Origin of the sequence: Litorerythrobacter xanthomarinus, assembly GCF_046254955.1 — a bacterium.
Lineage (GTDB): Bacteria > Pseudomonadota > Alphaproteobacteria > Sphingomonadales > Sphingomonadaceae > Qipengyuania_C.
Genome location: NZ_JBJXRG010000002.1, coordinates 594,259 through 617,969 on the forward strand (window position 1 = coordinate 594,259; position 23,711 = coordinate 617,969).

At 59.0% G+C, this 23,711-nt stretch carries 24 protein-coding genes, 1 tRNA gene and 1 other RNA gene; 8 read left to right on the forward strand and 18 right to left on the reverse strand.

Annotated features, from left to right (window positions below; all coding sequences use genetic code 11):
• Positions 1-21 precede the first annotated feature (21 nt).
• The 4 genes from prsR to ACEWMW_RS12210 form a co-directional block, all read right to left on the reverse strand.
• Positions 22-1,398 carry a PEP-CTERM-box response regulator transcription factor gene (gene prsR / locus ACEWMW_RS12195; protein ID WP_409414215.1) on the reverse strand — a complete coding sequence of 459 codons (1,377 nt, stop codon included), beginning with the start codon at positions 1,396-1,398 and terminating at the stop codon, positions 22-24.
• A complete protein-coding gene (gene prsK / locus ACEWMW_RS12200; RefSeq protein ID WP_409414216.1) occupies positions 1,395-3,515 on the reverse strand; it encodes an XrtA/PEP-CTERM system histidine kinase PrsK in 2,121 nt (706 codons plus the stop codon). Before prsK ends, prsR begins: the two co-directional genes overlap by 4 nt.
• Positions 3,516-3,703: 188 nt before the next feature.
• The gene (locus ACEWMW_RS12205; RefSeq protein WP_409414217.1) at positions 3,704-3,856 is read right to left on the reverse strand and encodes a hypothetical protein; all 153 of its coding nucleotides are present in this window, start codon (positions 3,854-3,856) and stop codon (positions 3,704-3,706) included.
• Positions 3,857-3,988: 132 nt separating this feature from the next.
• Positions 3,989-5,374, reverse strand: coding sequence for a helix-turn-helix domain-containing protein (locus ACEWMW_RS12210; RefSeq protein ID WP_409414218.1), 1,386 nt, complete (start codon positions 5,372-5,374; stop codon positions 3,989-3,991).
• Between the two features lie 153 nt (positions 5,375-5,527).
• Here ACEWMW_RS12210 and ACEWMW_RS12215 point away from each other — a divergent pair, with 153 nt between their 5' ends.
• Positions 5,528-7,126: an isocitrate lyase gene (locus ACEWMW_RS12215; protein WP_409414219.1), complete on the forward strand. Its 1,599-nt coding sequence runs from the start codon at positions 5,528-5,530 to the stop codon at positions 7,124-7,126.
• Positions 7,127-7,180: 54 nt separating this feature from the next.
• Positions 7,181-7,354 (forward strand): hypothetical protein, encoded by a 174-nt coding sequence (locus tag ACEWMW_RS12220; RefSeq protein ID WP_409414220.1) that lies wholly within the window; start codon positions 7,181-7,183, stop codon positions 7,352-7,354.
• A 97-nt stretch (positions 7,355-7,451) separates the two neighbouring features.
• Here ACEWMW_RS12220 and ACEWMW_RS12225 read toward each other — a convergent pair whose 3' ends face one another.
• The 5 genes from ACEWMW_RS12225 to efp all read right to left on the reverse strand — a co-directional run bounded on the left by ACEWMW_RS12225 (position 7,452) and on the right by efp (position 12,246).
• Positions 7,452-8,783 (reverse strand): amidohydrolase, encoded by a 1,332-nt coding sequence (locus ACEWMW_RS12225; RefSeq protein WP_409414221.1) that lies wholly within the window; start codon positions 8,781-8,783, stop codon positions 7,452-7,454.
• Positions 8,784-8,796: 13 nt separating this feature from the next.
• Entirely contained in the window at positions 8,797-10,623 is a 1,827-nt protein-coding gene (locus ACEWMW_RS12230) for an SLC13 family permease (protein ID WP_409414222.1), read from the reverse strand.
• 65 nt (positions 10,624-10,688) lie between these two features.
• Positions 10,689-10,773, reverse strand: a tRNA-Leu gene (locus ACEWMW_RS12235).
• 84 nt (positions 10,774-10,857) lie between these two features.
• Positions 10,858-11,676, reverse strand: a complete 819-nt coding sequence (locus tag ACEWMW_RS12240; protein ID WP_409414223.1) for an inositol monophosphatase family protein — start codon at positions 11,674-11,676, stop codon at positions 10,858-10,860.
• A 6-nt stretch (positions 11,677-11,682) separates the two neighbouring features.
• Entirely contained in the window at positions 11,683-12,246 is a 564-nt protein-coding gene (gene efp / locus ACEWMW_RS12245; RefSeq protein ID WP_409414224.1) for an elongation factor P, read from the reverse strand.
• Between the two features lie 132 nt (positions 12,247-12,378).
• On the opposite strand from efp, the gene ACEWMW_RS12250 reads away from it, so the two are divergent.
• Positions 12,379-12,735, forward strand: a complete 357-nt coding sequence (locus ACEWMW_RS12250; RefSeq protein ID WP_409414225.1) for an elongation factor P — start codon at positions 12,379-12,381, stop codon at positions 12,733-12,735.
• Between the two features lie 9 nt (positions 12,736-12,744).
• Here the strand turns inward: ACEWMW_RS12250 and ACEWMW_RS12255 are convergent, their stop codons facing one another.
• The 3 genes from ACEWMW_RS12255 to thiE form a co-directional block, all read right to left on the reverse strand.
• The gene (locus ACEWMW_RS12255) at positions 12,745-13,443 is read right to left on the reverse strand and encodes a M23 family metallopeptidase (RefSeq protein ID WP_409414226.1); all 699 of its coding nucleotides are present in this window, start codon (positions 13,441-13,443) and stop codon (positions 12,745-12,747) included.
• A gap of 19 nt (positions 13,444-13,462) precedes the next feature.
• The gene (locus tag ACEWMW_RS12260; protein ID WP_409414227.1) at positions 13,463-14,674 is read right to left on the reverse strand and encodes a L,D-transpeptidase family protein; all 1,212 of its coding nucleotides are present in this window, start codon (positions 14,672-14,674) and stop codon (positions 13,463-13,465) included.
• 79 nt (positions 14,675-14,753) lie between these two features.
• Entirely contained in the window at positions 14,754-15,386 is a 633-nt protein-coding gene (gene thiE, locus ACEWMW_RS12265; RefSeq protein WP_409414228.1) for a thiamine phosphate synthase, read from the reverse strand.
• Between the two features lie 34 nt (positions 15,387-15,420).
• Between thiE and ACEWMW_RS12270 the strand changes: the two genes are divergently transcribed.
• Positions 15,421-15,861 (forward strand): hypothetical protein, encoded by a 441-nt coding sequence (locus ACEWMW_RS12270; RefSeq protein WP_409414229.1) that lies wholly within the window; start codon positions 15,421-15,423, stop codon positions 15,859-15,861.
• On the opposite strand, the gene ACEWMW_RS12275 is transcribed toward ACEWMW_RS12270, so the two are convergent.
• Positions 15,862-16,749, reverse strand: coding sequence for a fructose bisphosphate aldolase (locus ACEWMW_RS12275; protein WP_409414462.1), 888 nt, complete (start codon positions 16,747-16,749; stop codon positions 15,862-15,864).
• A 125-nt stretch (positions 16,750-16,874) separates the two neighbouring features.
• Here ACEWMW_RS12275 and ACEWMW_RS12280 point away from each other — a divergent pair, with 125 nt between their 5' ends.
• Positions 16,875-17,633 carry a flavodoxin family protein gene (locus tag ACEWMW_RS12280; RefSeq protein WP_409414230.1) on the forward strand — a complete coding sequence of 253 codons (759 nt, stop codon included), beginning with the start codon at positions 16,875-16,877 and terminating at the stop codon, positions 17,631-17,633.
• Between the two features lie 12 nt (positions 17,634-17,645).
• Here the strand turns inward: ACEWMW_RS12280 and ACEWMW_RS12285 are convergent, their stop codons facing one another.
• Genes ACEWMW_RS12285 through tkt form a run of 5 tightly spaced genes read right to left on the reverse strand, consistent with a single transcriptional unit; the run spans position 17,646 to position 22,791 of the window.
• Complete coding sequence (locus ACEWMW_RS12285; protein ID WP_409414231.1) at positions 17,646-18,089, reverse strand: PaaI family thioesterase; 444 nt, start codon at positions 18,087-18,089, stop codon at positions 17,646-17,648.
• Between the two features lie 28 nt (positions 18,090-18,117).
• A complete protein-coding gene (locus tag ACEWMW_RS12290) occupies positions 18,118-18,546 on the reverse strand; it encodes a DUF4440 domain-containing protein (RefSeq protein ID WP_409414232.1) in 429 nt (142 codons plus the stop codon).
• 15 nt (positions 18,547-18,561) lie between these two features.
• The gene (locus ACEWMW_RS12295) at positions 18,562-19,761 is read right to left on the reverse strand and encodes a phosphoglycerate kinase (protein ID WP_409414233.1); all 1,200 of its coding nucleotides are present in this window, start codon (positions 19,759-19,761) and stop codon (positions 18,562-18,564) included.
• Positions 19,762-19,771: 10 nt separating this feature from the next.
• Positions 19,772-20,779, reverse strand: a complete 1,008-nt coding sequence (gene gap, locus ACEWMW_RS12300) for a type I glyceraldehyde-3-phosphate dehydrogenase (RefSeq protein ID WP_409414234.1) — start codon at positions 20,777-20,779, stop codon at positions 19,772-19,774.
• Between the two features lie 32 nt (positions 20,780-20,811).
• Positions 20,812-22,791, reverse strand: a complete 1,980-nt coding sequence (gene tkt / locus ACEWMW_RS12305) for a transketolase (RefSeq protein ID WP_409414235.1) — start codon at positions 22,789-22,791, stop codon at positions 20,812-20,814.
• 206 nt (positions 22,792-22,997) lie between these two features.
• Between tkt and ACEWMW_RS12310 the strand changes: the two genes are divergently transcribed.
• From ACEWMW_RS12310 to ssrS, 3 genes are all read left to right on the forward strand, one after another.
• Entirely contained in the window at positions 22,998-23,192 is a 195-nt protein-coding gene (locus tag ACEWMW_RS12310) for a hypothetical protein (RefSeq protein WP_409414236.1), read from the forward strand.
• Entirely contained in the window at positions 23,189-23,509 is a 321-nt protein-coding gene (locus ACEWMW_RS12315) for a cell division protein ZapA (protein WP_409414237.1), read from the forward strand. Before ACEWMW_RS12310 ends, ACEWMW_RS12315 begins: the two co-directional genes overlap by 4 nt.
• 10 nt (positions 23,510-23,519) lie before the next feature.
• Positions 23,520-23,708: non-coding RNA, 6S RNA (ssrS, locus tag ACEWMW_RS12320), on the forward strand.
• Positions 23,709-23,711: the final 3 nt, after the last annotated feature.

Here is a 23,711-nt window from a genome sequence, read left to right on the forward strand (position 1 = left end):
ATCTGTCGAGTGGGCTAAGTCCTATGCGTGGAGATCATACTGTTTAAGCAAGTCGTAGAGAGTCGGGCGACTGATACCCAACATCCGCGCAGTGCTCGAGATATTGCCTTCGCTGCGGGCCAGTGCATGGCGGATGATCTTCCGGTCCGCCTGTTCACGAGCGGCCTTGAGATTTAGTGCTTCGGGCTCGGTCTCGCTGGCGTCGTCGAGATCCAAATCCTCGGCATTGATCATCTTGCCTTCGGCCATGATCACGGCGCGTTTCACGCGGTTTTCCAGCTCGCGAACATTGCCCGGCCAATGCCATGCGTCGATCGCCGCCAGCGCATCAGGTGCAAATCCTTTAAGCGACGGATTCATCTCGGCCGAGAAGCGTTGCAGGAAGGCTTTGGCGAGCAGAGTCGCGTCGCCGGGGCGCTCATCAAGCGACGGAATCTTCACGACGATTTCCGCCAGCCGGTAGTAGAGATCTTCGCGGAAGCCGCCGTCGGCGATCATCGCTTCGAGGTCCTGATGCGTCGCGCACACGATCCGCGTGTCGACTTCAATTGGCTTGCGGCCACCGATACGCTCGATTGTGCGTTCCTGCAGGAATCGGAGCAGCTTGACTTGAAGGGGCAAAGGAATATCGCCGACTTCGTCGAGGAAAAGTGTGCCGCCATTGGCTTGCTCAATCTTGCCCTCGGTGGTCTTGATCGCTCCCGTAAACGCACCCTTCTCATGCCCGAAAAGCTCGCTCTCAAGCAGGTTTTCCGGAATCGCAGCACAGTTGATCGCGACAAACTCGCCAACTTTGCGATCGCTCGAATCGTGCACTCCACGCGCCAGCAATTCCTTGCCGGTCCCGCTCGCTCCCAGCAGCAGGACCGAGACATTCGTATTGGCGACGCGCTCGATCGTCCGTGCGACTTTGACCATCTCCGGCGCGCTGGTGATCAGCCCGCCCAGCACCGTGTTATCGTCCCCTGCCTGAGCGGCCAGCTTGCGGTTCTCGTCTTCGATCTTCGCCAGATTGAGTGCCCGGCGGACAATCAATCCCAGCGCCTCAATGTCCACCGGCTTCTGATAAAAATCGTAAGCCCCGCGCTCGATTGCCTGCAGCGCGCTTTCCCGTGCGCCATGGCCCGATGCCACCACCACCTTGGTTTCCGGGCGCAGTTCCATGATCGCGTCAAGCACGGCAAAGCCCTCGCTGGTGCCGTCCGGATCGGGTGGAAGGCCTAAATCCAGAGTGACGACAGCGGGTTCTTCAGACCGCAACAGCGCAAGGGCGCTCTGTCGGTCACCGGCGATCAGGACTTCGAAATCCTCGTAAGCCCATTTGAGCTGCGCCTGCAGGCCTTCGTCATCCTCGACGATCAGCAACTTGGGTAGCGGTGCGTCTTTTTCGGCCATCATGCCACCTTCGCGTTGGAGGGAATATCTGTATTGAGGAAATCAGCGGTCGCATGGAGCGGAAGGCATAGCGCGAAGCGCGAACCCAGACCTTCGCGAGATTCGACTTCGAGCCGACCTCCCATTGTGCGCACCAGTTCGCGCGCTTCGAATGCGCCAATACCAAAGCCATCCGCCTTCGACGATACGAAAGGCTTGAATAAGCTTGAGCGGATAAATTGCGGGCTCATCCCGCAGCCGGAATCGACCACTTCGAGCCGCCCAAGCACGCCATCGTTCGTGACTTCCACGAACACGGAAGCACTGTCATCGCTCGCATCGATCGCATTCTGCACGAGGTGGACGACCGCTTGTTCGATCGCTTCCTGATCGCCGCTTACTGTGCAAGGTTCCAACGCCACGACAGTAACTGGGTGCGAGTTTTCGAACCGCTTGCCGACCTGATGCGCGACCTGACTCAGATCCAATCGGTCCCGCTTGGATACGGCATCGGTCCCATAGCGACCCAGCCGCGCAAGCAGGTGATTGAGCTTGTCTGAGCTGTTGCGCAGCGTAACGAGCATGTCCTCGCGAAACTCGGGCTTGTCAGCATGCTTTTCAGCATTACGGAGTAGGAGCGAGATCTGGCTCGATAGATTCTTGATGTCGTGCATCACGAAAGCAATGCGGCGATTGAATTCATCGAATCGGCTCGATTCCATCAACGCCTGCTGGCCAGCGTGCTCGGCAAGGTAGCTTGCCAGTTGTTGCCCAACGACCCGGAGCAGATCGAAGTCCTCCCAGTCAAGCGAGCGCGCATGTGGCGGACGAGCCAGCACGACGACTCCAACCAGTCGGTCGAAGTGGGACAATGGCACCAGCGCCCAGATTTGCTCGTCTTCGAGTAGCCATCCGGGAACTTGTTCGGCTTCGCCATGGCGGTCGACCCCGCTGCGCACTTCATCAAGATCGAGTATGAAATTCTCGCGCTCCAGCAGGTGGCCCAGTTCATCGCTCAAGGCGGTGCCCGGCACTTCGATCGCGCGCCATTGCCAGCGTGCAGCGAGTGCAAGCGACCCATCGTCTGCCGGCGTGAGCAACAATCCGCACGGGCTATCGGTAATATCCGCCAGCGCCTGAACGGCTCGTTCCTGCAGCGAAAGCGCGCTTGCTCCGCCGCTGCCGATCGTGGCGTTGAACCGCAGCCATTCAGCTCGGTAGTCGTAGCGATGCTGGAAAAGGTGCTTTGCGGCAGTCACACGGAGCCACGAACGCATCTTCTTGGAAGGAAGCCACAGGAAGGCCACGGTGGTAGCAGCAACGACGAAGCCGACTTGCGTCATCCTCGCAAGGTCGCCCGGGAACAGGCTCAGCGAGCGCGCAATGGCGATCATTGCCATGAGGTAGGCACCGATCAGGATCAGCGATAGCGACTGGAAGGTGACTGCGCGCGATGGTTTGAAGTTGAGCCCTGCGGTCGACGAGCGCGCGCCAAGCGCGAGAGCCAGCGCCACCAACGCCGCGACGACGCCGCGAAGTGCGCCTAACTCAACCTGCGCGGAATCGCTGAGATAGGCGACGGTGTAATAGTTGAGATCGAAGGCCCACATGGCCGCAAGTCCGGCCGAGCTCCATCGCAGGATCTGCCGCGAAGTCGGGGCAGCGCCGCCATAGAGATTGTGCAGCAGCACCAGCGCTCCGACTGCGACCAGCAAATGGAACAAGGTAGAAATCTGCACCGCTAGGGCGGAGAACTCACCAGCCCGGGCAAAGTCATGCACTACAGATGCAAGGATCGGCTGCAGGCAAACTACGAATGAAAGCACGATAATTACAGGCCGTACAGGTGCCATGCTGGCGTCGCGCCCATCATTGGAGAACAGACGCAGGAGCACCGCTAGCCACGCCAGATTTCGGGCAGCTTCCGTGATGCTCGCCAGAAATGTACCGGTACCGTAGGCCGCAAGCGTGACGCACCAGAGCGCTGTGAGGCAGAGCGCGCTGACAAGCGCCTGGCGGTCAGGACGCTGACGGTCTCCGCTACGGTAGATCCAAGCTGCCGCGCTGATGCTGGCAATCGCGCCGAGCATGAAGGACAACGTGCCGAGCACGGTCAGCCATTCCGAATTACCGGAAATCATCGCACGAACCCCACGGAGAAGCGGACGCGCTCTAGGCTCGTAGCAATGTCATCTGCGATGCGTATTCCAAACATCGGCGGGTCCACTTGGCGTTAACTCGATATTTGGATTAGTTCGAAGGTATGAAATGTCGGTAAACTTTACACCCGGCGCTGCACTACGTTGAAAACTTGATATTTTCCCGCGGTTCAACGCCAGAATGCGAGCAATACAAGCGAGGCTCCGAGAAAAGCGACGAGACCCGGAGGAACACCTGCAATCGGATCGCGCGAGATCACCGCGATTTTCCAGCGCCTTTCGCTTTCGATCTGGTCGTAATTTGTCCGGTTCCAGTCTGCCATATCGCCTCCTCAGCGCAGAAAGGACCATTGGCGCCACAAAGCGTTGCGCGATCCCCAAGCGAGAAGGTGAATCGGTCTTTATTGAGATGAACGGAGCGGCGCTATCGGCAGGGCCATCCCACGATAGCCTGGTCAGCTCTCAGAGCCGAAATCGAACGGCGCGATTCCCCGGGTTATCGCTTCGAATCGCAGCTGGCTCCCGCGCGGCGGTAGCGACCGCTGGCGGCAGTCGGGACGGAAGCATCGCGCGCATCCCAGCCCAATCGGTTGGGCCGTTTCCGTATCAAGCCTGATCCCGCGCGCATTGGCGAGATCACCAGCGAGACGGGCTTCCAAACCGAGTATGACAACAAACCGCGCACCTTCTGCACCGTCCCCGGCAGTGACAGCACTCGCTATGGTGAACCAGTGCGCTGGAGCTGCATCCATCCCATCAACCACGACTTGCTGGACATGCAGCTCACCGGGACGCTCGAAAGCCCGATGGACATTCCATAGGGGGCAGCTGTTCTCGCCTTCCAGCAGGGTCGCGCCGCTCGCCCCCGCAAAGCGCTTGGAGAACTGGCCTGCACGATCAATCCGCGCCATGAAGAATGGCAAGCCGCGCTGGCCAACCCGCTGAAGCGTGGTGAGCCGATGCGCCAGTTGCTCGAAACTCACTCCAAAACGCCGCTGCAATACCGTCAGGTCGTATCCGGTCGCTTCGCAAGCCCTGAGCAAGCGCGAATACGGCATGATCAGCGCCGCAGCGAAATAGCCCGTGAGGTGCCGTTCGAACAACTGCCGCGCTGCCGGATCGCCGAAATCCGATCCCGCCGCAATCGCCGCGATGTCGTCGCGCTTCTCGAGCTGTGCCAGCTGCACGGCGACCTGGAAATTGCGCGCTGACTGCGGAAGCAACTCAGAAATCTGCACCTGGCGGGCGTGGAAATCGAGGCGCCGCAGCGAATTGGGCAGAACATCCTGTGGTAATATGCGCACGGCCAACTGGTGACGCTCGCGCAGCCGCTCGGTCATGGCCACGCCAATGTCCCCTCGCGAAAGGCGCATCTCATCCGCCATTTCCTCTGCTGCCGTGTCGAGATCGGCAAAGTGGTTGCGCCACCGCTCGATCTCGAGGCGCGATTCGGTAAGCGGATCCGACATGCTGGCGGAAGCACTTCCCGCACCGTCATATAACCGCGCAAATGCGGCTGCAGCTTGCGGCGCGGCGGCAAGAAACTCGGCAATATCTTCGCGGTCGATGCCCAAGTCAGCGAAACGCTCGTCCTGGAAGCGCCTCGCCAATCCCGCGACGCCGCCAATACTCTCGTCTTCGCGGAATCCCCTGGGGTCGAAGTCGAACCTATCGACCACCTGCATCATCACCCTGGCGGTTAGCGGGCGCTGATTACGCTCGATAAGGTTAAGGTAGCTCGGCGAAATACCCAGGCGTTCGGCCATGGCGGCCTGCGTCAAACGTTCGCGGCGCCTGAGGCGACGCAACGCAGCACCAGCAAAAACAGCATCATCAGCCACGAATCACCTGTAAACATCTTTACATATTTACAGCAATGATCGTCGATATCGCGCCGCAAGACAAGATAGTTTGTAAATTTCCCTGCCGAAAATCGATGAGATGCGCCATGTTGCACCGCAACGAAAACAACCGATTCCCCGCAGGAGCTTTTGATGACTTACCAGAACCAGATCACCACCATGCAAGGCCTCATCGCCGGAAACGGTGCGCCCTGGAACGCGATCGACGCTGAGAGTGCAGCCCGTATGAAGCTGCAGAACCGCTTCCAGAGTGGTCTCGACATCGCCCGCTACACCGCCAAGATCATGCGCGACGACATGGCCGCTTATGACGCCGATCCAGCCGCATACACGCAGTCCCTGGGCTGCTGGCACGGGTTCATCGGCCAGCAAAAGATGATCAGCATCAAGAAGCATTTTGGCACGACCAAGGGCCGGTATCTCTATCTTTCGGGCTGGATGATCGCTGCGCTGCGGAGTGAGTTCGGCCCCCTCCCCGATCAGTCGATGCACGAAAAGACTTCGGTTCCGGCGCTGATCGAGGAACTCTACACCTTCCTTCGGCAGGCCGATGCCCGTGAACTCGGCGGCATGTTCCGCGAGCTGGACAAAGCCCGCGAAGCCGGTGACGAGGTCGAAGCAAAGCGTCTCGAGCACGCCATCGACAATTACGAAACGCACGTCGTGCCGATCATCGCGGATATCGATGCCGGTTTCGGCAATGCCGAAGCAACATACCTTCTCGCCAAGAAGATGATTGAAGCAGGTGCTTGCGCGATCCAGATCGAAAACCAGGTTTCCGACGAGAAGCAGTGCGGTCACCAGGATGGCAAGGTTACGGTGCCGCACGAAGACTTCCTCGCGAAGATCCGTGCCATTCGTTATGCTTTCCTCGAGCTGGGCGTCGACGACGGAGTCATCGTTGCCCGCACCGACAGTCTCGGCGCAGGCCTGACCAAGCAAATCGCCTTCACCAAAGAGCCCGGTGATCTCGGCGACCAGTACAATGCTTTCCTCGATTGCGATGAAGTCGCCGCGAACGAACTCGGCAACGGCGACGTACTGATCAGCCGCGAGGGCAAACTGCTGCGTCCCAAGCGCCTGCCTTCAAACCTCTACCAGTTCAGCGCTGGCACAGGTGAAGACCGCTGCGTTCTTGACTGCATCACCTCGCTCCAGAACGGTGCGGACCTGCTGTGGATCGAAACCGAGAAGCCGCACATTGGCCAGATCGGCGGGATGGTTGACCGTATCCGCGAAGTCATTCCGAATGCAAAGCTGGTCTACAACAACTCGCCGAGCTTCAACTGGACTCTCAACTTCCGTCAGCAGGTCTATGATGCCTGGGAAGCGGACGGCAAAGACGTCAGCGCGTTCGAGCGCGACAGGCTAATGAGCGTCGATTATGACAGCACCGAGTTGGCTGCCGAAGCTGATGAGCGCATCCGCACTTTCCAGAAGGACGCTGCGGCTCAGGCGGGTATCTTCCACCACCTCATCACGCTGCCAACATACCATACGGCTGCTCTGAGCACCGACAACCTCGCCAAGCGCTACTTTGGCGAAGAAGGCATGCTCGGCTACGTCAAGCAGGTCCAGCGTCGCGAAATCCGCGAAGGCATTGCCTGCGTGAAACACCAGAACATGGCCGGCTCCGACATCGGTGACGACCACAAGGAGTACTTTGCTGGTGAAGCTGCTCTGAAGGCGGCAGGCGAAGACAACACCATGAACCAGTTCGAGGCTGCGTAAACGCAGCCATCGGGAACCAGTTCGAAGCTGCGTGATCACGAAAGGATCATCAACATGAGCGAACCAGAGACAAAACAGAAAGAGCCTTCCAGAGCGCGGGCACTGCTCTCAACCGCAGACATGCGGCTCCTTCGGCGCGCACTCGAAAGTCATGCCAAGACTCTCGAAGACCGTGACGAACTGGCCAAGGTCAATGCACTGCATCACCGGCTCGGCACCTATAATTAAAGCAAGCTGAGCCAAGACCTCCTGGGGAGGAGAGACGGTCGTCGGAGCGCCCCCAAGCTCCGGCGGCCGTCAACATTTTTGGGCAATTGATTTGTTTCTAGGCGCCTGGAACAGGCATCATGTCCATGGCAGCAACTGCCAGGGTTTCGGCAGCAGTCGCGATGACCTTCTCGGCATCGGGCGCCCAGAACGGCGAGTGCAATGAGGGCATATTGGCTTCGCCTGCCGCAACTTCCTCCAGCAGCTCTGCCGGGGTACCGCTGATCCAGAAAAGCACCGAACGGACATTTTTTCTGTCGGCCCGGTGATAGCGGCCGAAGTCTTCGCCCCCTGTGGTCGGCGGCATTATTCCAACCCGGTCCTGACCCAAGCGTTTGGCAAAGCTTTCGATCAGTGCGTTGGTCAGCTCAGGATCGTTGTAGGTCGAAGGGGTGTACTCCTTCTTCGAAATGACAACAGGCATAAGCTCCTCGGGAAGCCCCGCAGCCATCGCTTCGCCGCGTGCGATTCGCTCAATCCCGGAAAGCAACGCCTCCCGCACCTCGTCCTTATAACTTCTCACAGTGAGCTGGAGCCGCGCCTCATCAGGGATAATGTTGTGCTTGGAGCCGGCAAGGAAGCTCCCGACGGTTACAACCGCTGTATCGAGTGGATGCGTTTCGCGGCTCACCAGGGTCTGGAGCTTCATCACGATAGAACTGGCCAGAACTATAGGATCCTTGGTCGTGTGCGGCTGGGCACCATGGCCGCCGACGCCCTTTACGGTGATATCCACGCTATCGACATTCGCCATCGCATAGCCTGGTGCCGCACCGACGGCTCCGGCTGGCAGCGGAGCCGACGCATTGTGAAACGCGAATACGTAATCCGGCTTGGGAAACCTCTCGAATAAGCCATCGTCCAGCATCGCCTTGGCACCCGCTCCCAACTCTTCGGCTGGCTGCAGGATCATTACCAAGGTACCCTGCCAACCATCTCGATTGGCGACCAGCCGCTGCGCTGCACCAATAAAGCCCGCCATATGCGTATCATGACCACAGGCGTGCATGACGCCGGTCGTGACACCGCTGGCGGGAACGGCGGTCTTGGTCGAAGCAAACGGCAATCCGGTCCGCTCGACCAAAGGCAACGCGTCCATGTCCGCCCGCAGCATGACGGTCGGCCCGTCGCCATTGTGCATGACCGAGACGACACCTGTTTGTCCGACGCCTTCGGTCACTTCAAAACCGAGCGCGCGCATCCGAGCGGCGAGTTTGGCTGCTGTCTCGTGCTCTTCGAAACTCAGTTCCGGGTTCGCGTGCAAATCGCGATAGAGTTCCATCAGTTCCGGCATGTCTGCCGCGACTTGTTCACCAAGCGTGTCGGCCGATGCGGGTGATGCCAGAACTATTGCGGCAAACGCCGCCCCGCAAATTAAGGCACGCTTCATGTGAGTGGCCTCCTCAGCCCATATCGTAGGTGATCACCAACAGCACCGAAAGCGTTGCAACCATCAGCAGCACCAACGGTACACCTGTACGGATGTAGTCTTTGAAGACGTATGACCCTTCGGACATGATCAGCATGTTGGTCTGGTATGCGATCGGCGTTGCGTAGCAGAGGTTGCAGCCGAACAGCACGGCCAAAACCAGTGGTTCGGCTGGCAGGCCAAGCTGGCTCGCGATGGCAAATGCGATCGGTGTGCCGACAGTGGCAGCTGTTGCGTTTGAAGCGAAGTTCGTCAGCACCGTGACGAATGCCATAATGGCGGCGAGGACAAAAGCCGGCGGAAGGTATTGCAGGCCCATTGACAGCGCCATGCCGAGCCATTCGGCTGCGCCGCTTTCGTCGATTATCCGGCCGATCGCGATACTTGCAGCAACCAGCACAATGACTTGCCCGGACAAAGCTCGTCCCACGCGATCGAATTTTACGCAGCCGGTCACGAACATCAGGATCGCTCCAGCCAGCGCTGCGATCGCAATCGGGAATATTCCGATCGAAGCCAAGCCTACCGCTACGCCCATGATAACTGCTGCGAGCAGCGCTTTGGAACGACGCGGCAATTCGCGGGCGCCGTCCAGCGTGAGCAGGCTGTCGCTGCGTGAGAATTCCTGCAGCTCTTCCTGCAAGCCCATCACCAGCAGTACATCGCCTTCTTGCATCCGCAGATCACCGCCTGCGGTATATTGGTCGCGTTCGCCCATCAGCTTTGCAGGCCGATGAATACCCAGAACTGCCACGCCATAAAGATCGGCGATTCCCGATGTCGGCAGTGTACGTTTGATCAGACGTGAATCCGCAGTCACTGTCATCTCGACCACGGTGATGTCCTCGCTCCGCTGCGAGGCAGAACGATGGATCTTGTCGAGCACCCAAGCCGGCGCCACCTCACTCTTAAGAACGCGCATGGCATCCTCCAGCGCCTGGTGCGTGCCCGAAACGTGGATCTTCTGCTGGCTCGTCAGCTTGCCGGAAGGCGTGTCGTGGAATTGAAAGTCCTTGGGCAACTTTGGAACGACCGATGCGAGCTCCTTGTCATGCAGCTCACTGCTTTCACCGATTCGCAGCAACGTATGGAAGCGCCGCGCTTCGTGGATGTCTTCAATGCGATTGTCACCCAGCATCCGGGGCATGACCAACCACATATAGGGAAGCGCGACCAGCGAGGCCATCAGCACGATTGGCGTGAAGTGGAACACGCCCATCTCGTCCATGCCCAGATCGATGGCAATTGATACAACAAGGATGTTGGTTGAAGTTCCGATAGTGGTCGCCAGCCCGCCGAGCAGCGATGCGGCATTGAGCGGCATCAAAGTCTTCGAGGTCGGCATCGCTCCCCGCAACGCCAGGGCCGCGAAAATCGGGATCAGCAATACCAGCACGGGCGTGTTGTTAACGAACATCGACAGGAAGAATGCGATGACCAGCGATACGAGCAGGCCCAGCTGGAGGTTGATCTTGAAGACCTGCTCAAGGAAACGCGCTGCCGGTTCCAAGGCCCCTGTCACAACGAGCCCTCGTCCAAGGACCATGAGGGCGCAGATTGTAATCAGCGCCGGATGCCCGAAGCCGCCGAATGCCAGCTCCAACCCGTAGGAAACGCTGGTGTCCCTCAGAGGGAAAAAATAAAGGCCGACTGCGATCACCGCGATCGTCAATAATGAGACGATCTCGATCGACATGCGTCCGCGCACAAAGGCAATGAACATGGCGACAGTGATCGCCATAGCCGCCAAAGCGTGAAATGATGGGACGCCAAGCATCGGTGCGGATACGGTTCCCACCATGCGGCGAAATTAGCAAGCAGGTTTTTGAAATCGCGTGAAAGTCGCGGACCCGAATTGACGTTGAATGGTGCCCCTGGCCCGACTCGAACGGGCACTTCCGAAGAAAAGCGATTTTGAGTCGCTCGCGTCTACCGATTCCGCCACAGGGGCACTGCGTCGGGAGCGCGGCTGTTAGCCCCCCATTCGCTGGGATTCAAGCTTTCAAGGCGCGGTCTCTTCCGCATTGCCGCGTCTCTACTTGAGGGCAGTCACAAGTGCCTTATGGAGGCGCGAGTGGAGCACATCGTTGGCCGCAAGCACCTGGCCCGAATGGATCGGCTCGGAGCGACCGCGGAAATCGCTGACGAATCCGCCGGCCTCGCGGATAAGCAGGCAACCAGCCGCAGTGTCCCAATCGCTGAGCCCGCTTTCCCAGAACCCGTCGAAACGTCCGGCTGCGACCCAAGCCATGTCAAGCGATGCCGCACCAAATCGGCGGATCCCCGCGACCTGGGGGCCAATTGCCGAGTAGATTTTCATCCATTGTTCGGGATCGCCGGCACCCTGGAAAGGAATACCTGTTGCGATAAGTGAATCCGAAAGACGACCGCGTGCTGAGACGCGCAAGCGCCCATCCTGCAGCCACGCGCCGCGATTTTTCTCGGCCCAGAAAGTTTCATCAGTGATTGGCTGGTAGACAACCCCTGCGATCACATCGCCCCAGCACGATCCACCGGGTTTGGGTTCCTGAGCGGCAATCGATACCGCGAAATGTGGTATGCCGTGGAGGAAGTTGCTGGTCCCGTCGAGCGGGTCGATAACCCAGCGCGGCATGCCCGGTTCGCCTTCGATAACGCCGGCCTCTTCGAGCACGAAGCCCCAGCCGGGCCGCGCCTGGAGCAGCTCGTCATAGATGATCCGCTCGGCGCGCATATCCGCCTTAGAAACGAAATCCGCCGGTCCCTTGCGGCTTACCTGGAGATGCTCGACTTCGCCGAAATCGCGGCGCAAGCGGCCACCCGCCTTGCGGGCAGCCTTCTCCATCACACGGATTATGCCAGAAAGTACGGCCATCGCTTCCTAGCCAGCCTTCCCGACATACGCTTGCTCGTACACGTCGACCACGATCCGCGTTCCGCTTTCAATATGCGGTGGGACCATGATGCGCACGCCGTTATCAAGCACGGCCGGCTTGTAGCTGGACGAGGCAGTCTGCCCTTTCACTACGGCATCTGCCTCCACGATCTCGGCTTCGATCTGCTGCGGCAGCGCCACCGATATCGGTTTCTCTTCCCACAGCTCGAGCTGTACTTGCATACCGTCCTGGAGGAACGGGCGAGCATCGCCGAGCAGGTCGCTTGGCAGGTTGATCTGCTCGTAGTTCTCCTGGTCCATGAACACGAGCATGTCGCCGTCTTCATAGAGGAACTGAAATTCTTTCGTATCCAGCCGCACCTTCTCAACGGTGTCGGCACTGCGAAAACGCACATTGGTCTTGCGGCCGTCCTGCAGGTTCTTCATCTCGACCTGCATGTAGGCACCGCCCTTGCCCGGTTGGGTGTGCTGGATTTTGGCAACTTTCCAGATACCTTTTTCATATTCCAGAATATTGCCCGGACGAATGTCCACGCCGCTGATTTTCATGAGAATGAGCCTTCGATATTTCGGGAGCGAGCCATTGCCCGCAAGCGCGGCGGGCCTTAGCCGAGCTATTGCAACCGGGCAAGGCCGCGCAGGTACTGGCATCCTAGCCGGGACGGTGATATTCTGCTCCACATGATCAAACCCCTGCTTGTAATCGCGATTGCTGCTCTTCAGTCCACCGCCTTGCTGGCAGCGCCCGGCGGAACATTGCGCACCCTCGAGCGCGGGACTTATCAATGCGCCTTACCCGGAATTGCCGGCGAATCAGCCCTCCTGGTTCGGGAGGAACGCGGGTTCCGGGTCATCAATGCGTCGAGCTACTTCAAAGACGGCAAACGTGGAACTTACCTTCACACAGGCGACAGGGTAGTTTTCACTTCCGGCCAGATGCGCGGGGAAAAGTTTGTCCGGCAGAGCGATTTCATGCTGCAAGAGCTCAAGGATGACGGAACACTAGGCCGCCTTCGCTGCGTACGCCGCGGCGAATAGAGCCAGCCCCTATTTCCGGGTCAACAAGGGGTAGGGATTGAGCGCGACCGACGGCTCCCACCATTTTGCGTCTTCGGTGGTCCGCAGAATAGCAAAGTGCAGGTGCGGTGCGTCAGGCGATGCATTGCCAGTGAAACCAACTGTGCCAATCCGCTGCCCTTGGAGTATCTGCTGCCCTTCCTTCAGACCTGGAGCATATTCAGCCAAATGTGCATAGTAATGGATCGTCTTGCGGTCATTTGACCTGATATAGATCGTATTCCCGCCGGCATCGGATTTGAACAGTTTCTCAACTGTGCCCGGAGCAGCCGCGACTACGCTCGTGCCTTCCGGCGCCATGATATCGATTGCCTCATGCAAGCGATTTCCACTGGCCCGCGAATCCGTGAAGGTATCGGTCAGATCTGTGCGCCGCACATTCATCACCGGCACCACGTAGCGCGCTGGCGGCACATCCTCTTTTGTAAGCCCGATCCCGACATGCAGCGGATCCGCTTGCTCGGCATCGCCGTCTGTCGCTGCGCCATCAATCCTTCCACCGGTGGTTTCCGTCGGCGTCGGACTGGGAGCCGCTTCGGCCGGCCGCACCGAATCCACGCCCTTCTTACTGGTGGAATTCTCGATGATGCTCCCGCCCGCCACGATCCACACCACCGATGTGATCGTGGCCGTGACGAGGATGGTTATGAGTCGGTCAAAGAAAGCCATGGCCGCAACCTAGCACGGATCAGGCGACAAATTCGACCTTTGTACTTTGTGAGACCATCTGTGCGAGTCTCGCGGCATCCCAATTGGTCAGCCGCACGCATCCGCTGCTTTGTGCGCGGCCGATCGTTTCAGGATCGGGCGTCCCGTGGATACCGTAGTGTTCCTTGCTCAGATCGATCCAGACCACCCCGACCGGGCCATTGGGTCCAGGCGGCAATTGGTATTCCTTGCCTTCGCCCTGTCCGAGCACTTCGGGATCGTAACTGTAAGTCGGGTTATAAGCTTCACCAAGTATATCCCAATCACCCAACGGCAGCGGGAATTCACTGGAACCGGAACTGACAGTGAAGAGCGCTACCAGCTTTTCGCCCTGGTAGGCTTTTAGCGTCTTGCCCGCCTTGCTGACGACGATCCGGTCAACTTCAGGCTGCTCGCTGCCAACGCCCAGCGATGCGAGCGTGCGCTGCCAGTCTTCGCTCTCGATCGCGCCTGGTTTGATTTTGTCCGCTCCGATATTGGGAACACGGATCATCTGGCCGGCAGCGAACTTGCTGGACTTCGTCATACCCGGCGTAGCCTTGTCTGCCGATGGAGTGGGCGTCGGCGATGGCGAGGAAGTTGCATCTGCATCCGGACCCGAACCAGCAGGTTTGCCTCCCGGGTTGAGCATTTCGAGTGTCTCTATCGTGGTATGGAAGCGTTCGGCCAACCGCTCGTCCAGCGACTTGTAGCCAAGACGATCCAACTTGGCTTTCTCTGCCGTGTCCTCCGGAATATCCGTATAGCCTTGATCCGCCCAATCATCGGGGATCCGCACGACACGCGTTGCGGGAATCTTTTCCCAATCGGCCAAGGCTTTCCTGGTCTGCTCGTCAAGCTTGCCGGTGACCTCGAGACCGTTGGCCTGCTGGAACCCGGTCAGAGCGTTCTCTGTCGACATACCCATCTTGCCATCGATCACACCGGGACCAAAGCCAATGCGATCCAGCACAACCTGTGCCTGCATGATCGGGCGTTCTTCGGAATCGGGGATATCCGACGATTGTGTCGGATCGCTCGCCGCGTCGTCTCCGATTTCATTCAAATAGCGATCGTCATTCGATGCCATGGAATCGGCAAGATTGTCGCTTGCAGGCTCAGCCTGGGTTGTCTGGTCCTCGTTCTCGTCGCTCGCACTGATGTTGCACGCGGCAAGAGCCAGAACCGAAGCTGCGATAAATAGGTGGCGCATATAAATTCCTCATCCTCAGGCGCGACCCTCACGCCTTCATGGAATTTCAACGCATTACTCACCGGATGGGTCCGAGGATTCAGCCCTTGCTTTCCAACGTCTTGCGGAAGGCATTAATGGCCTCCACTTCGTCACCGCCCCAGATAGAGCCGGAAACCGCCAGGAAATCCGCGCCGGCGTCAACCAGCGGTCTGCAGTTTTGCGGCGTGATACCGCCAATCGCCACGCAAGGAAGCTCGAAAAGATTGCTCCACCATTCGAGAATTTCAGGCTCGGGGCGGTGCTCGCTCGCCTTGGTTTGCGAGGGATAGAAAGCGCCGAACGCGACATAGTCGGCCCCGGCCTCGCCCGCCTCCATCGCGAAATGCTTCGACGCGTGACAGGTTACGCCGATCTGAGCCTCGCGCCCCAGAATTTCGCGTGCCTCGCGCGGATCACCGTCAGACTGACCCAGATGAACCCCATCCGCGCCCAGACGTTTCGCCAGAGCAACGTCGTCATTGACGACGAAGGCCACATTCCGTTCAGCGCAGATCGCTTGCAGAGGTTCGGCGAGGCGCGCTGCCTCGTGCTGATCGTGATCCTTCACCCGGAACTGAAACGCGGTCGCGAGTCCCATGCCTGCGTCCAGCGCGCGAGATAAACGATTGGGAAATTCTCCGGTCACATCGAGAGGAGAAATCAGGTAGATCTGGCAGGAAGCGTCATTCATCTTGCGCTCAATAGTCATACGACAAGGATAGGCAATGCAGCTAATCGAGACTTCGTTCGCGTTTGCAATCTTCGCCAGTCTTTCGGGTTGCGTTACGGGCGAGCAGCCTGCCGAGATACCGGGGTGCCGCGCGATGGATTGCGCCGCGCTGGGAGAACCGCAGGAAATTGGCCGCTATGAAGTCGATCTGGTGGTGACTCCGCTTGAAGTCATCGAGGATTCGCGCTGCCCGATCGAAGCCGAATGCGTATGGGAAGGTCGGGTCCTGCTCAAAAGCGAATTGCGAATGGGTCACGAGATCATCACCGTCGAGCTCACGACCGAGGAGGCCTTGCGCATCAACGGCGGGATGCTGTCCATTGCAGAGGTGGCACCCGAACAATCGGTAGAATGGTCGCCGATACCCAGCGAGAATTACCGTTTCGGATTCCGCTTCGCACCCGACATCATGGAACCGCCTGCGCCGACGTCCTAATCAGGCCATACTGGCGGCGTGGATCTGATCTATTGCCGCACCCAGAACGGAATCGAACTCTTCATCGCTCTGTGTTTGGCGCAAGTCCTGCAGCAATCCGCGGCTGAAACTGGCGATCATCCCCTCGTTCTTGGCCAGCTCGGTGCACGCTTCATCGGTGGAATAACCACCGGACAGAGCGACGACGCGCAATATGCGCGGATGAGCGATCAGCGGAGCATAGAGGTTTGGCGCAACCGGTAGCGATAGCTTCAACATCACGCGCTGCGAGCTGTCTAGCGCATCGAGCTGACTGCCTATTTCCGAAAGCAAAATAGCGTCGGCAGCCTCGCGCTCGGGGCTTTTGATATTCACTTCCGGTTCGATGATCGGGACGAGGCCGTGGTCAATGATCTGGCGACCAAACACGAACTGCTGTTCCACATTGGTGGCAATACCACTTGGATCAGCGAGATTGATTACCGAGCGCATCTTGGTGCCAAACATGCCGAGCTCAACAGCGCGTTCGCACTGTTCGTCAAGATTGGGGATCGGTTTCATCAGTTGGACGCCGTCATTTTCGTCCTCAAGCCCCTTGTCGACTTTCAGGAAAGGGACAATGCCGCGTTCCTTCAGCGCCTGCGGGGTCGGCACGCCGTCTACCTGCCCTTCCATTGTCTTCTCGAACAGGATCGCACCAAGCACCTTGCCATTCGCGAAGCACGGGCTTTTGATGATGCGACTGCGCATCTCGTGGATCAGCGCGAACATCTCGTCCTCGCTGCCCCAGGCGTCCTCACCGACACCATAACCGGCCAAAGCCTTGGGAGTCGATCCGCCCGACTGATCGAGTGCTGCGATAAAGCCCGAACCGACTTTGATCTTGGCGGTCATTTCCTCATTGGTCATCGGTCGTATCCTGCGTAGCGTGAGACTGTTTTCCGGCGGCTTAGCCAGCACCGCCTTGCCCTGCAACCATGGGAACGTAACCATTCCACCACTCGTTCGAACCAGCAACAGGAAAGGGGAATTGCGTGCTCGATCGAACCCAGGAAAACCTTTGCGATGCGAATGAAACCGATTTCAGCGACCTCAAGGCGCTGACGATCAATTGCACACTCAAGCGATCGCCGGACGGATCGCATACCGACAAGCTTCTGGGTGTCGTGGAGACTATATTGACCCGCAACAAGGTTGCGATTGAGCAAGTCAGGCTGGTCGATCACGAAATTGCTCCTGGAGTCTACCCCGACATGACCGAACATGGTGCCGACAACGACGATTGGCCCTCAGTCTGGGAGAAAGTGCAGGCGGCGGACATCCTGATCGTAGGCACTCCGATATGGCTGGGCGAGAAATCCTCGGTCTGCCAGCGGTTGATCGAGCGGCTTTATGCACATTCGGGCCAGACCAACGACAAGGGCCAGTACGTGTTCTATGGCAAAGTCAGCGGCTGCATCGTCACAGGCAATGAAGATGGCATCAAACATGTGGGGATGGGGGTGCTCTATTCATTGCAGCACGTCGGCTACACCATCCCGCCCCAGTCCGATGCCGGCTGGATCGGCGAGGCTGGACCCGGCCCGAGCTATGGCGATGAAAAGGAAGATGGGTCAGGCCGCGTCGGCTTTGATAACGACTTCACCCGCCGCAACACCACTTTCATGACGTGGAACTTGCTGCATATGGCGCGTATGCTGAAGGACGCAGGAGGCATTCCTGCGCACGGTAATTCGGTCGATCTGTGGAAGGAGGGAAGGCGCTTCGATGCGCCCAATCCGGAATACCGCTAGGCCGGAATACCGTTAGGTCCGATTGATCCGCCGGATAATCCCGGTGAAACTCAGGGCAGGTTTGCCGTCGCCAGTGATCATACCCCGGACGAAAATGGTCTTGCCGCCGCCGCGAGTCACCTCACCGCGTGCTTCGACCAGCGCGCCCGAGTTGATCGGCCCAAGGAAATCTCCTGAGAGATTGAGTGTCACGCCGTAACTCTCGCCCATTTCAGGATGAGCGATTGCGAACAAAGCGAAATCGGCAAAGGTCAGCATGCAGCCACCATGCATGAAGCCCGCACCATTCATATGCTCGGGCCCCGCGCGGAATGCGCTAACGATCGAGCCATCGTCCTCTTCGCGCATGTAGAAGGGTCCAGATTGGGTCTCGAACGGATCACCGATCCAGCTCTTCCAGCCCGCGAATTCCCCTTCGGTGATCGGCTGCGGCCCAACATATTCGTTCTCGCTCATGCAGCGACGTCCTCCCATTGGCCCAAGATCATTTCCATAGCTGAAGTTCTTTGATCGACTGAGGTACATCCTCATCGGGGTCTGATCGCGAGAGGCTTCGTTCCGCGAGCTTCCACGCTCTTCTGAACTTTGATCTGGTCCAAAGATCGGTCAGCCAGAAACGACCCGACCAGTCCTTACCAGCAAGGCGCATCTCGAGATCCACACCTGCCGCGAACCACGCGCATTTGCCGTGACGGTTGATCCTGATCTCGCGGAATCCGTATGACGAGCAAGAAAGGCGACCAGCGGAAGCTTCAAGGAAACTGGGTCGATCAAGGATCTGTGCACGTTGCGCCCCGATGATCATGGTGAAATCGCGGGTCAAAAGCTTACGCATATTGCCCTGTTCGCGCCGCATCCAAGCGCGCATCAGGTGATGTTCATGTGTCTCAATTGTGGCGGCGAAATCGGGCATTGATCAACAGATAGGTCAGGAACTCAGCGCAGCCACGCCCGGCAAGGTCTTACCTTCCATCCATTCGAGGAATGCGCCGCCAGCTGTTGAAACGAAGGTGAAATCATCCTTCACGCCCGCATGCGCTAGCGCAGCGACAGTGTCGCCGCCGCCCGCTACGGACACGAGCGAGCCATCCTGCGTGAGCGCGCCAGCTGTCTTCGCGAGGGCAACCGTGGCTTCGTCGAAGGGCTCGGTCTCGAATGCGCCAAGCGGACCGTTCCACACGAGCGTGCGGCAGGTCTTCAACACATCGGCAAGCGCCTCGACCGCTTGCGGGCCGATATCGAGAATCATCTCATTTTCGGCCACTTCGTGGACATTGCATGTCCGCAGGCTTGCCGGGTTAGCCGCGAATTCCTTCGCGACAACGACGTCGTACGGGAGGTGAACCGTACAACCGGCATGGTCGGCTTCGTCCATGATCTTGTTGGCCGTATCGGTGAGATCGTGCTCGCAAAGTGACTTGCCGACATCGACCCCGCGCGCAGCGAGGAAGGTATTGGCCATTCCCCCGCCGATGATCAGGTGTTGTACCTTGCCGACAAGGTTTGTCAGGACATCGAGCTTGCTCGAGACCTTCGCCCCGCCAACCACTGCTGCCACTGGCGTTTCGGGATTGCCCAAGGCCGCATCGAGCGCTTTGAGTTCGGCCTCCATTGCGCGGCCCGCATATGCCGGTAGGTAATGCGCGAGCCCTTCGGTCGTCGCATGCGCGCGGTGCGCAGCGGAAAAGGCATCGTTGACGAACAGATCGCCGTGCGCCGCAATCGCCTTGGCAAAGTCGGGATCATTGGCTTCTTCCCCCGGCCAGAACCGCACATTGTCAAGCAGACCAACATCACCGTTACTCAAGATACCGATCGATTGTTCGACCACCGGTCCGGAGACTTCGGGGATGAACATCAGTTCCTTGCCCAGCACGCCCTCGACATCGCCTACCACCATGCTGGTCGACAATACCGAGCTGCGCTGACCCTTGGGGCGTCCGAAATGAGCGAGAAGCAGGACTTTTGCGCCCTTCTCGCACAGTTCGAGGATGGTCGGCCTGGCCGCCTCGACCCGCGTGACATCGCTCGCCGAACCATCCTTCATCGGGAGGTTCAAGTCGACCCGGACAAGTGCGACTTTGCCGGCGATGTCACCAATATCATCGAGGGTCCTGAAGGCTGCCATGATATGTTCCTTAAAGGAACTTCGCCATTTCGCCGGTGGTATCGATCATCCGGTTGGAGAAGCCCCATTCGTTGTCATACCAGCTGACGACGCGGGCCAGCTTGCCTTCGAGTACAGCGGTTTCAAGACTGTCGATGGTCGAACTGGCGGGGTGATGGTTGAAATCGCTACTAACCAGCGGTTTGTCGGTATAGTCGAGCACGCCATTCATCGGACCGTCAGCTGCAGCTTTGAGCGCTGCGTTTAGCTCTTCGGCCGAGGTATCGCGGCCCGGAGTGAAAGTCAGGTCGACGAGGCTCACGTTTGGCGTGGGGACGCGGACCGAAGAGCCGTCAAGCTTGCCGGCCAGTTCCGGCAGTACCAAGCCTACTGCGCGGGCAGCGCCGGTCGTGGTCGGGATCATGTTCTGCGCACCGCCGCGTGCGCGGCGCATATCGCTGTGCATCTGGTCGAGCATCCGCTGGTCGTTGGTATAGCTGTGGATCGTGGTCATGAAACCGCGCTCGATTCCGACCGTGTCGTTCAGCACCTTGGCCACCGGAGCGAGGCAATTGGTGGTGCAGCTGGCGTTGGAGATAATATCATCGTCCGCCGTCAGCGTGTCATGGTTCACACCGTAGACGATGGTTTTCGAAACACCCTTGGCCGGAGCGGAAATGATCACCCGCTTGGCGCCGGCAGCGATATGCGGGCGCGCCGCTTCGTCCGCCTGGAAGAAGCCGGTGCATTCCATCACGATATCGATGCCCTGATCGCCGTGCGGGAGATTGCCCGGATCGCGTTCGGAGGTGACTTTGATGGTCTTGCCGTTAACGACAAGGTTCGATCCATCGACCTCTACCGTTCCGGGAAAGCGGCCATGCGTGCTGTCGAAACCGAACAGCAGTGCGTTTGCATTTGTGTCGGCCAGATCATTGATCGAGACCAGTTCAAGATCGTGATCGTCGCGCTCAAGAATAGCCCGCGCAACGAGCCGCCCGATACGTCCGAAACCGTTAACTGCAACCTTCGTCGCCATTTGAAAAGCTCCTGCTTATCCGTTCAATTTGCCTAAGATTCTAGTTTGGAAACGATTTGCGGAACGATCTGCCCCGCCGTGAATCCGAATTTTTCGAAGAGATCGCCCGCCGGTGCCGATGCTCCGAACCGGTCGATCCCGATATTGAGACCTGCGATGCCAGTGTAGCGTTCCCAGCCGAAGGTGGTGCCGGCTTCGATTGAAACGCGCAGAACGTCGTGGCCGATCACTTCGTTGCGATAGGATTCGTCCTGTTCGTCGAACAGTTCGAAACAGACCATCGAGACGACGTCTGCGCCAATACCCTTGTCTTCGAGCTTGGCAGCGCATTCCAGGGCGAGTGCAACCTCCGAGCCGCTGGCCATAATGCAAACCTTGCGCTCGTTTTGGGCAGCCTTAAGCGTGTAAGCGCCCTTCGCGCAGCCATTGCCCTCTACCTCTTCCAATCGCACTTGCGGCAGACCTTGGCGGCTGAGCGCCAGTACCGTGGGACGATCCTTCTGGCTCAGCGCAAGCTGCCAGCATTCGGCAGTTTCGACCACGTCGGCAGGCCGCATCACCAGCAGATTCGGCATCGCGCGCAAGCTCATCAGGTGCTCGACCGGCTGGTGCGTCGGTCCATCTTCGCCCAGCCCGATGCTGTCATGCGTCATGACATAAACCACGCGCGTCTGCTGCAAGGCCGAAAGGCGGATCGCGCCGCGCGCGTAGTCAGTGAACACCAGGAACGTCCCGCCGTAAGGGATAACCCCGCCATGCAGGGCCATGCCGTTCATTGCAGCGGCCATGCCGAATTCGCGGATGCCCCAGTAGACATAGCGGCCGCCGTAACTGTCGGCAGTAAAGGCATCGATGCCGCCCGCCTTCGTGTTGTTCGACCCGGTAAGGTCGGCACTGCCGCCGATCGTGTCGGGCAGGCGCGGATTGATCTGCGCCAATGCCATCTCGCTCGCCTTACGGGTCGCGACCTTTTGCGGCTCGGCGATCAGCGAAGAGATATACTCCTTCGCCGCATCGCCATGCGGGAGTTCGCCGGCCATGCGGCGCTGGAATTCGGCTTTCTCCGATGACGCATCAAGATGGGCCTGCCAATCGGAATGTGTGGACTTTCCACGTTCGCCGGTAGCGGCCCAATCCGCAGCGATATCATCGGGCACCACGAACGGCTCATACTCCCAACCAAGCACCTCGCGGGCAGCGGCGATCTCGTCCGCGCCCAGCGGTGCGCCATGTGTCGCAGAGGTTCCCTGCTTGTTGGGTGCGCCCTTGCCGATGATTGTCTTGCATGCGACCAGCGAGGGGCGATCATCAGCGACCGCCTCATCCATTGCACGCGCGATATCGTTGAAGTCGTGCCCATCGCAGCTCACGACATGCCATCCAGTCGCTTCGTAGCGGGCTTTGATGTTTTCGCTGGTCGAAAGGTCGGTCGTGCCATCGATAGTGATGTTATTGTCATCCCACAGCACGATCATGCGGCCGAGCTTCAAATGCCCTGCCAGCCCGATCGCTTCGTGGTTGATGCCTTCCATCAGGCAGCCATCGCCCGCAATCACCCAGGTGCGGTGATCGACCAGATCATTTCCGAACACCGCATTGAGATGCCGCTCGGCCATTGCCATGCCCACAGCCATGGCCAGGCCCTGGCCCAGCGGTCCGGTGGTGCATTCCACACCCTCGAGCAGGAAGTTTTCCGGGTGCCCGGCGCACGGGCTGCCCAGCTGGCGGAAGTTGCGAATGTCACCGATAGTTGGCGCGGCATAGCCGGAGAGATGCAGCAGGCTGTAGACGAGCATCGAGCCGTGCCCGGCGGACAGGACGAAACGATCGCGGTCAGCCCAATCGGGTGCGGAAGGATCGAACTTCAGGTATTTCGACCACAGCACCGTTGCCACATCGGCCATGCCCATCGGCATCCCGGGATGCCCCGAATTTGCTGCCTGTACCGCATCCATCGAGAGAGCGCGGATGGCGTTTGCCATCGGCGCGAGGCGGGACGGGTCGAGGCTCATTCGGCAGGCTCCTGAGAGTGATATTGGCTAGATTGATTCGTGCGCGCGCGAACCCCTTCGCGGAGTGCCATGGCGAGGTCAAGCGCAGCGCGGGCTCGATCCCCGAGTTGAACGATTAGTTTAGCAGATTGCGAGTCATCGAACACTTATCAACAGCCACCGCCAAGCTTTTGCCCAAACGGCAGGAATTTGGTATTTCACACCGCATGGAGGGGACCAGAGTCAGCAAGGCTGTCGCCCGCATTGAAACCGCGCTCACGCGGATAGAGCGCGCTGCGGCCGCAATCCCTGATGCTTCCCCTGTCGATGCCGGCCTCGCTGAACGCAATGACCGCCTAGAATCCACTCTTCGCGAAGGATTGGCCGAGCTCGATCGCATCATCGGGAAGCTTGAGCGATGAGCGAAGTCACGCTCGAGATTGGCGGGCGCCATTACACTGTATCATGCGGCGAAGGCGAAGAAGCGCAAGTCATCAAACTCGGCCAGCTGATCCACGAGAAGATGACGGCGATCGCCGGGGCACAGCCGGTTTCGGAGAACCAGGCATTGCTATTCACCGCTTTGATGCTCGCAGACGAATTGCAGGAAGCCGGGGCCAAGCAAGCCGAACCGAGCCGGGTTCTTGACGATCCCGATCTGGCCACTGCGCTCGAGCGTTTCGCCGAAGTGATCGAAAATTGTGCGGAAAAGCTTGAGAGCCGGGTCCTGGCCACCTAAGTCTGGCGTGGCGGGACTGCTCGGCACGAGCTGTTTGAATATCCCTGAGGCTATAAGCAATCCTAGGGAGCCGTCCCTGTCTTGGATAACGGGCCACTGCGTTCTTCGGAATGGAACCTGGGGTCTAGGACACACGGCGCCCACCTGACGTTTAGGCGTCAGAGGATTTCTAGAGCAAACGACCCATAGTGGTTCCGTCACT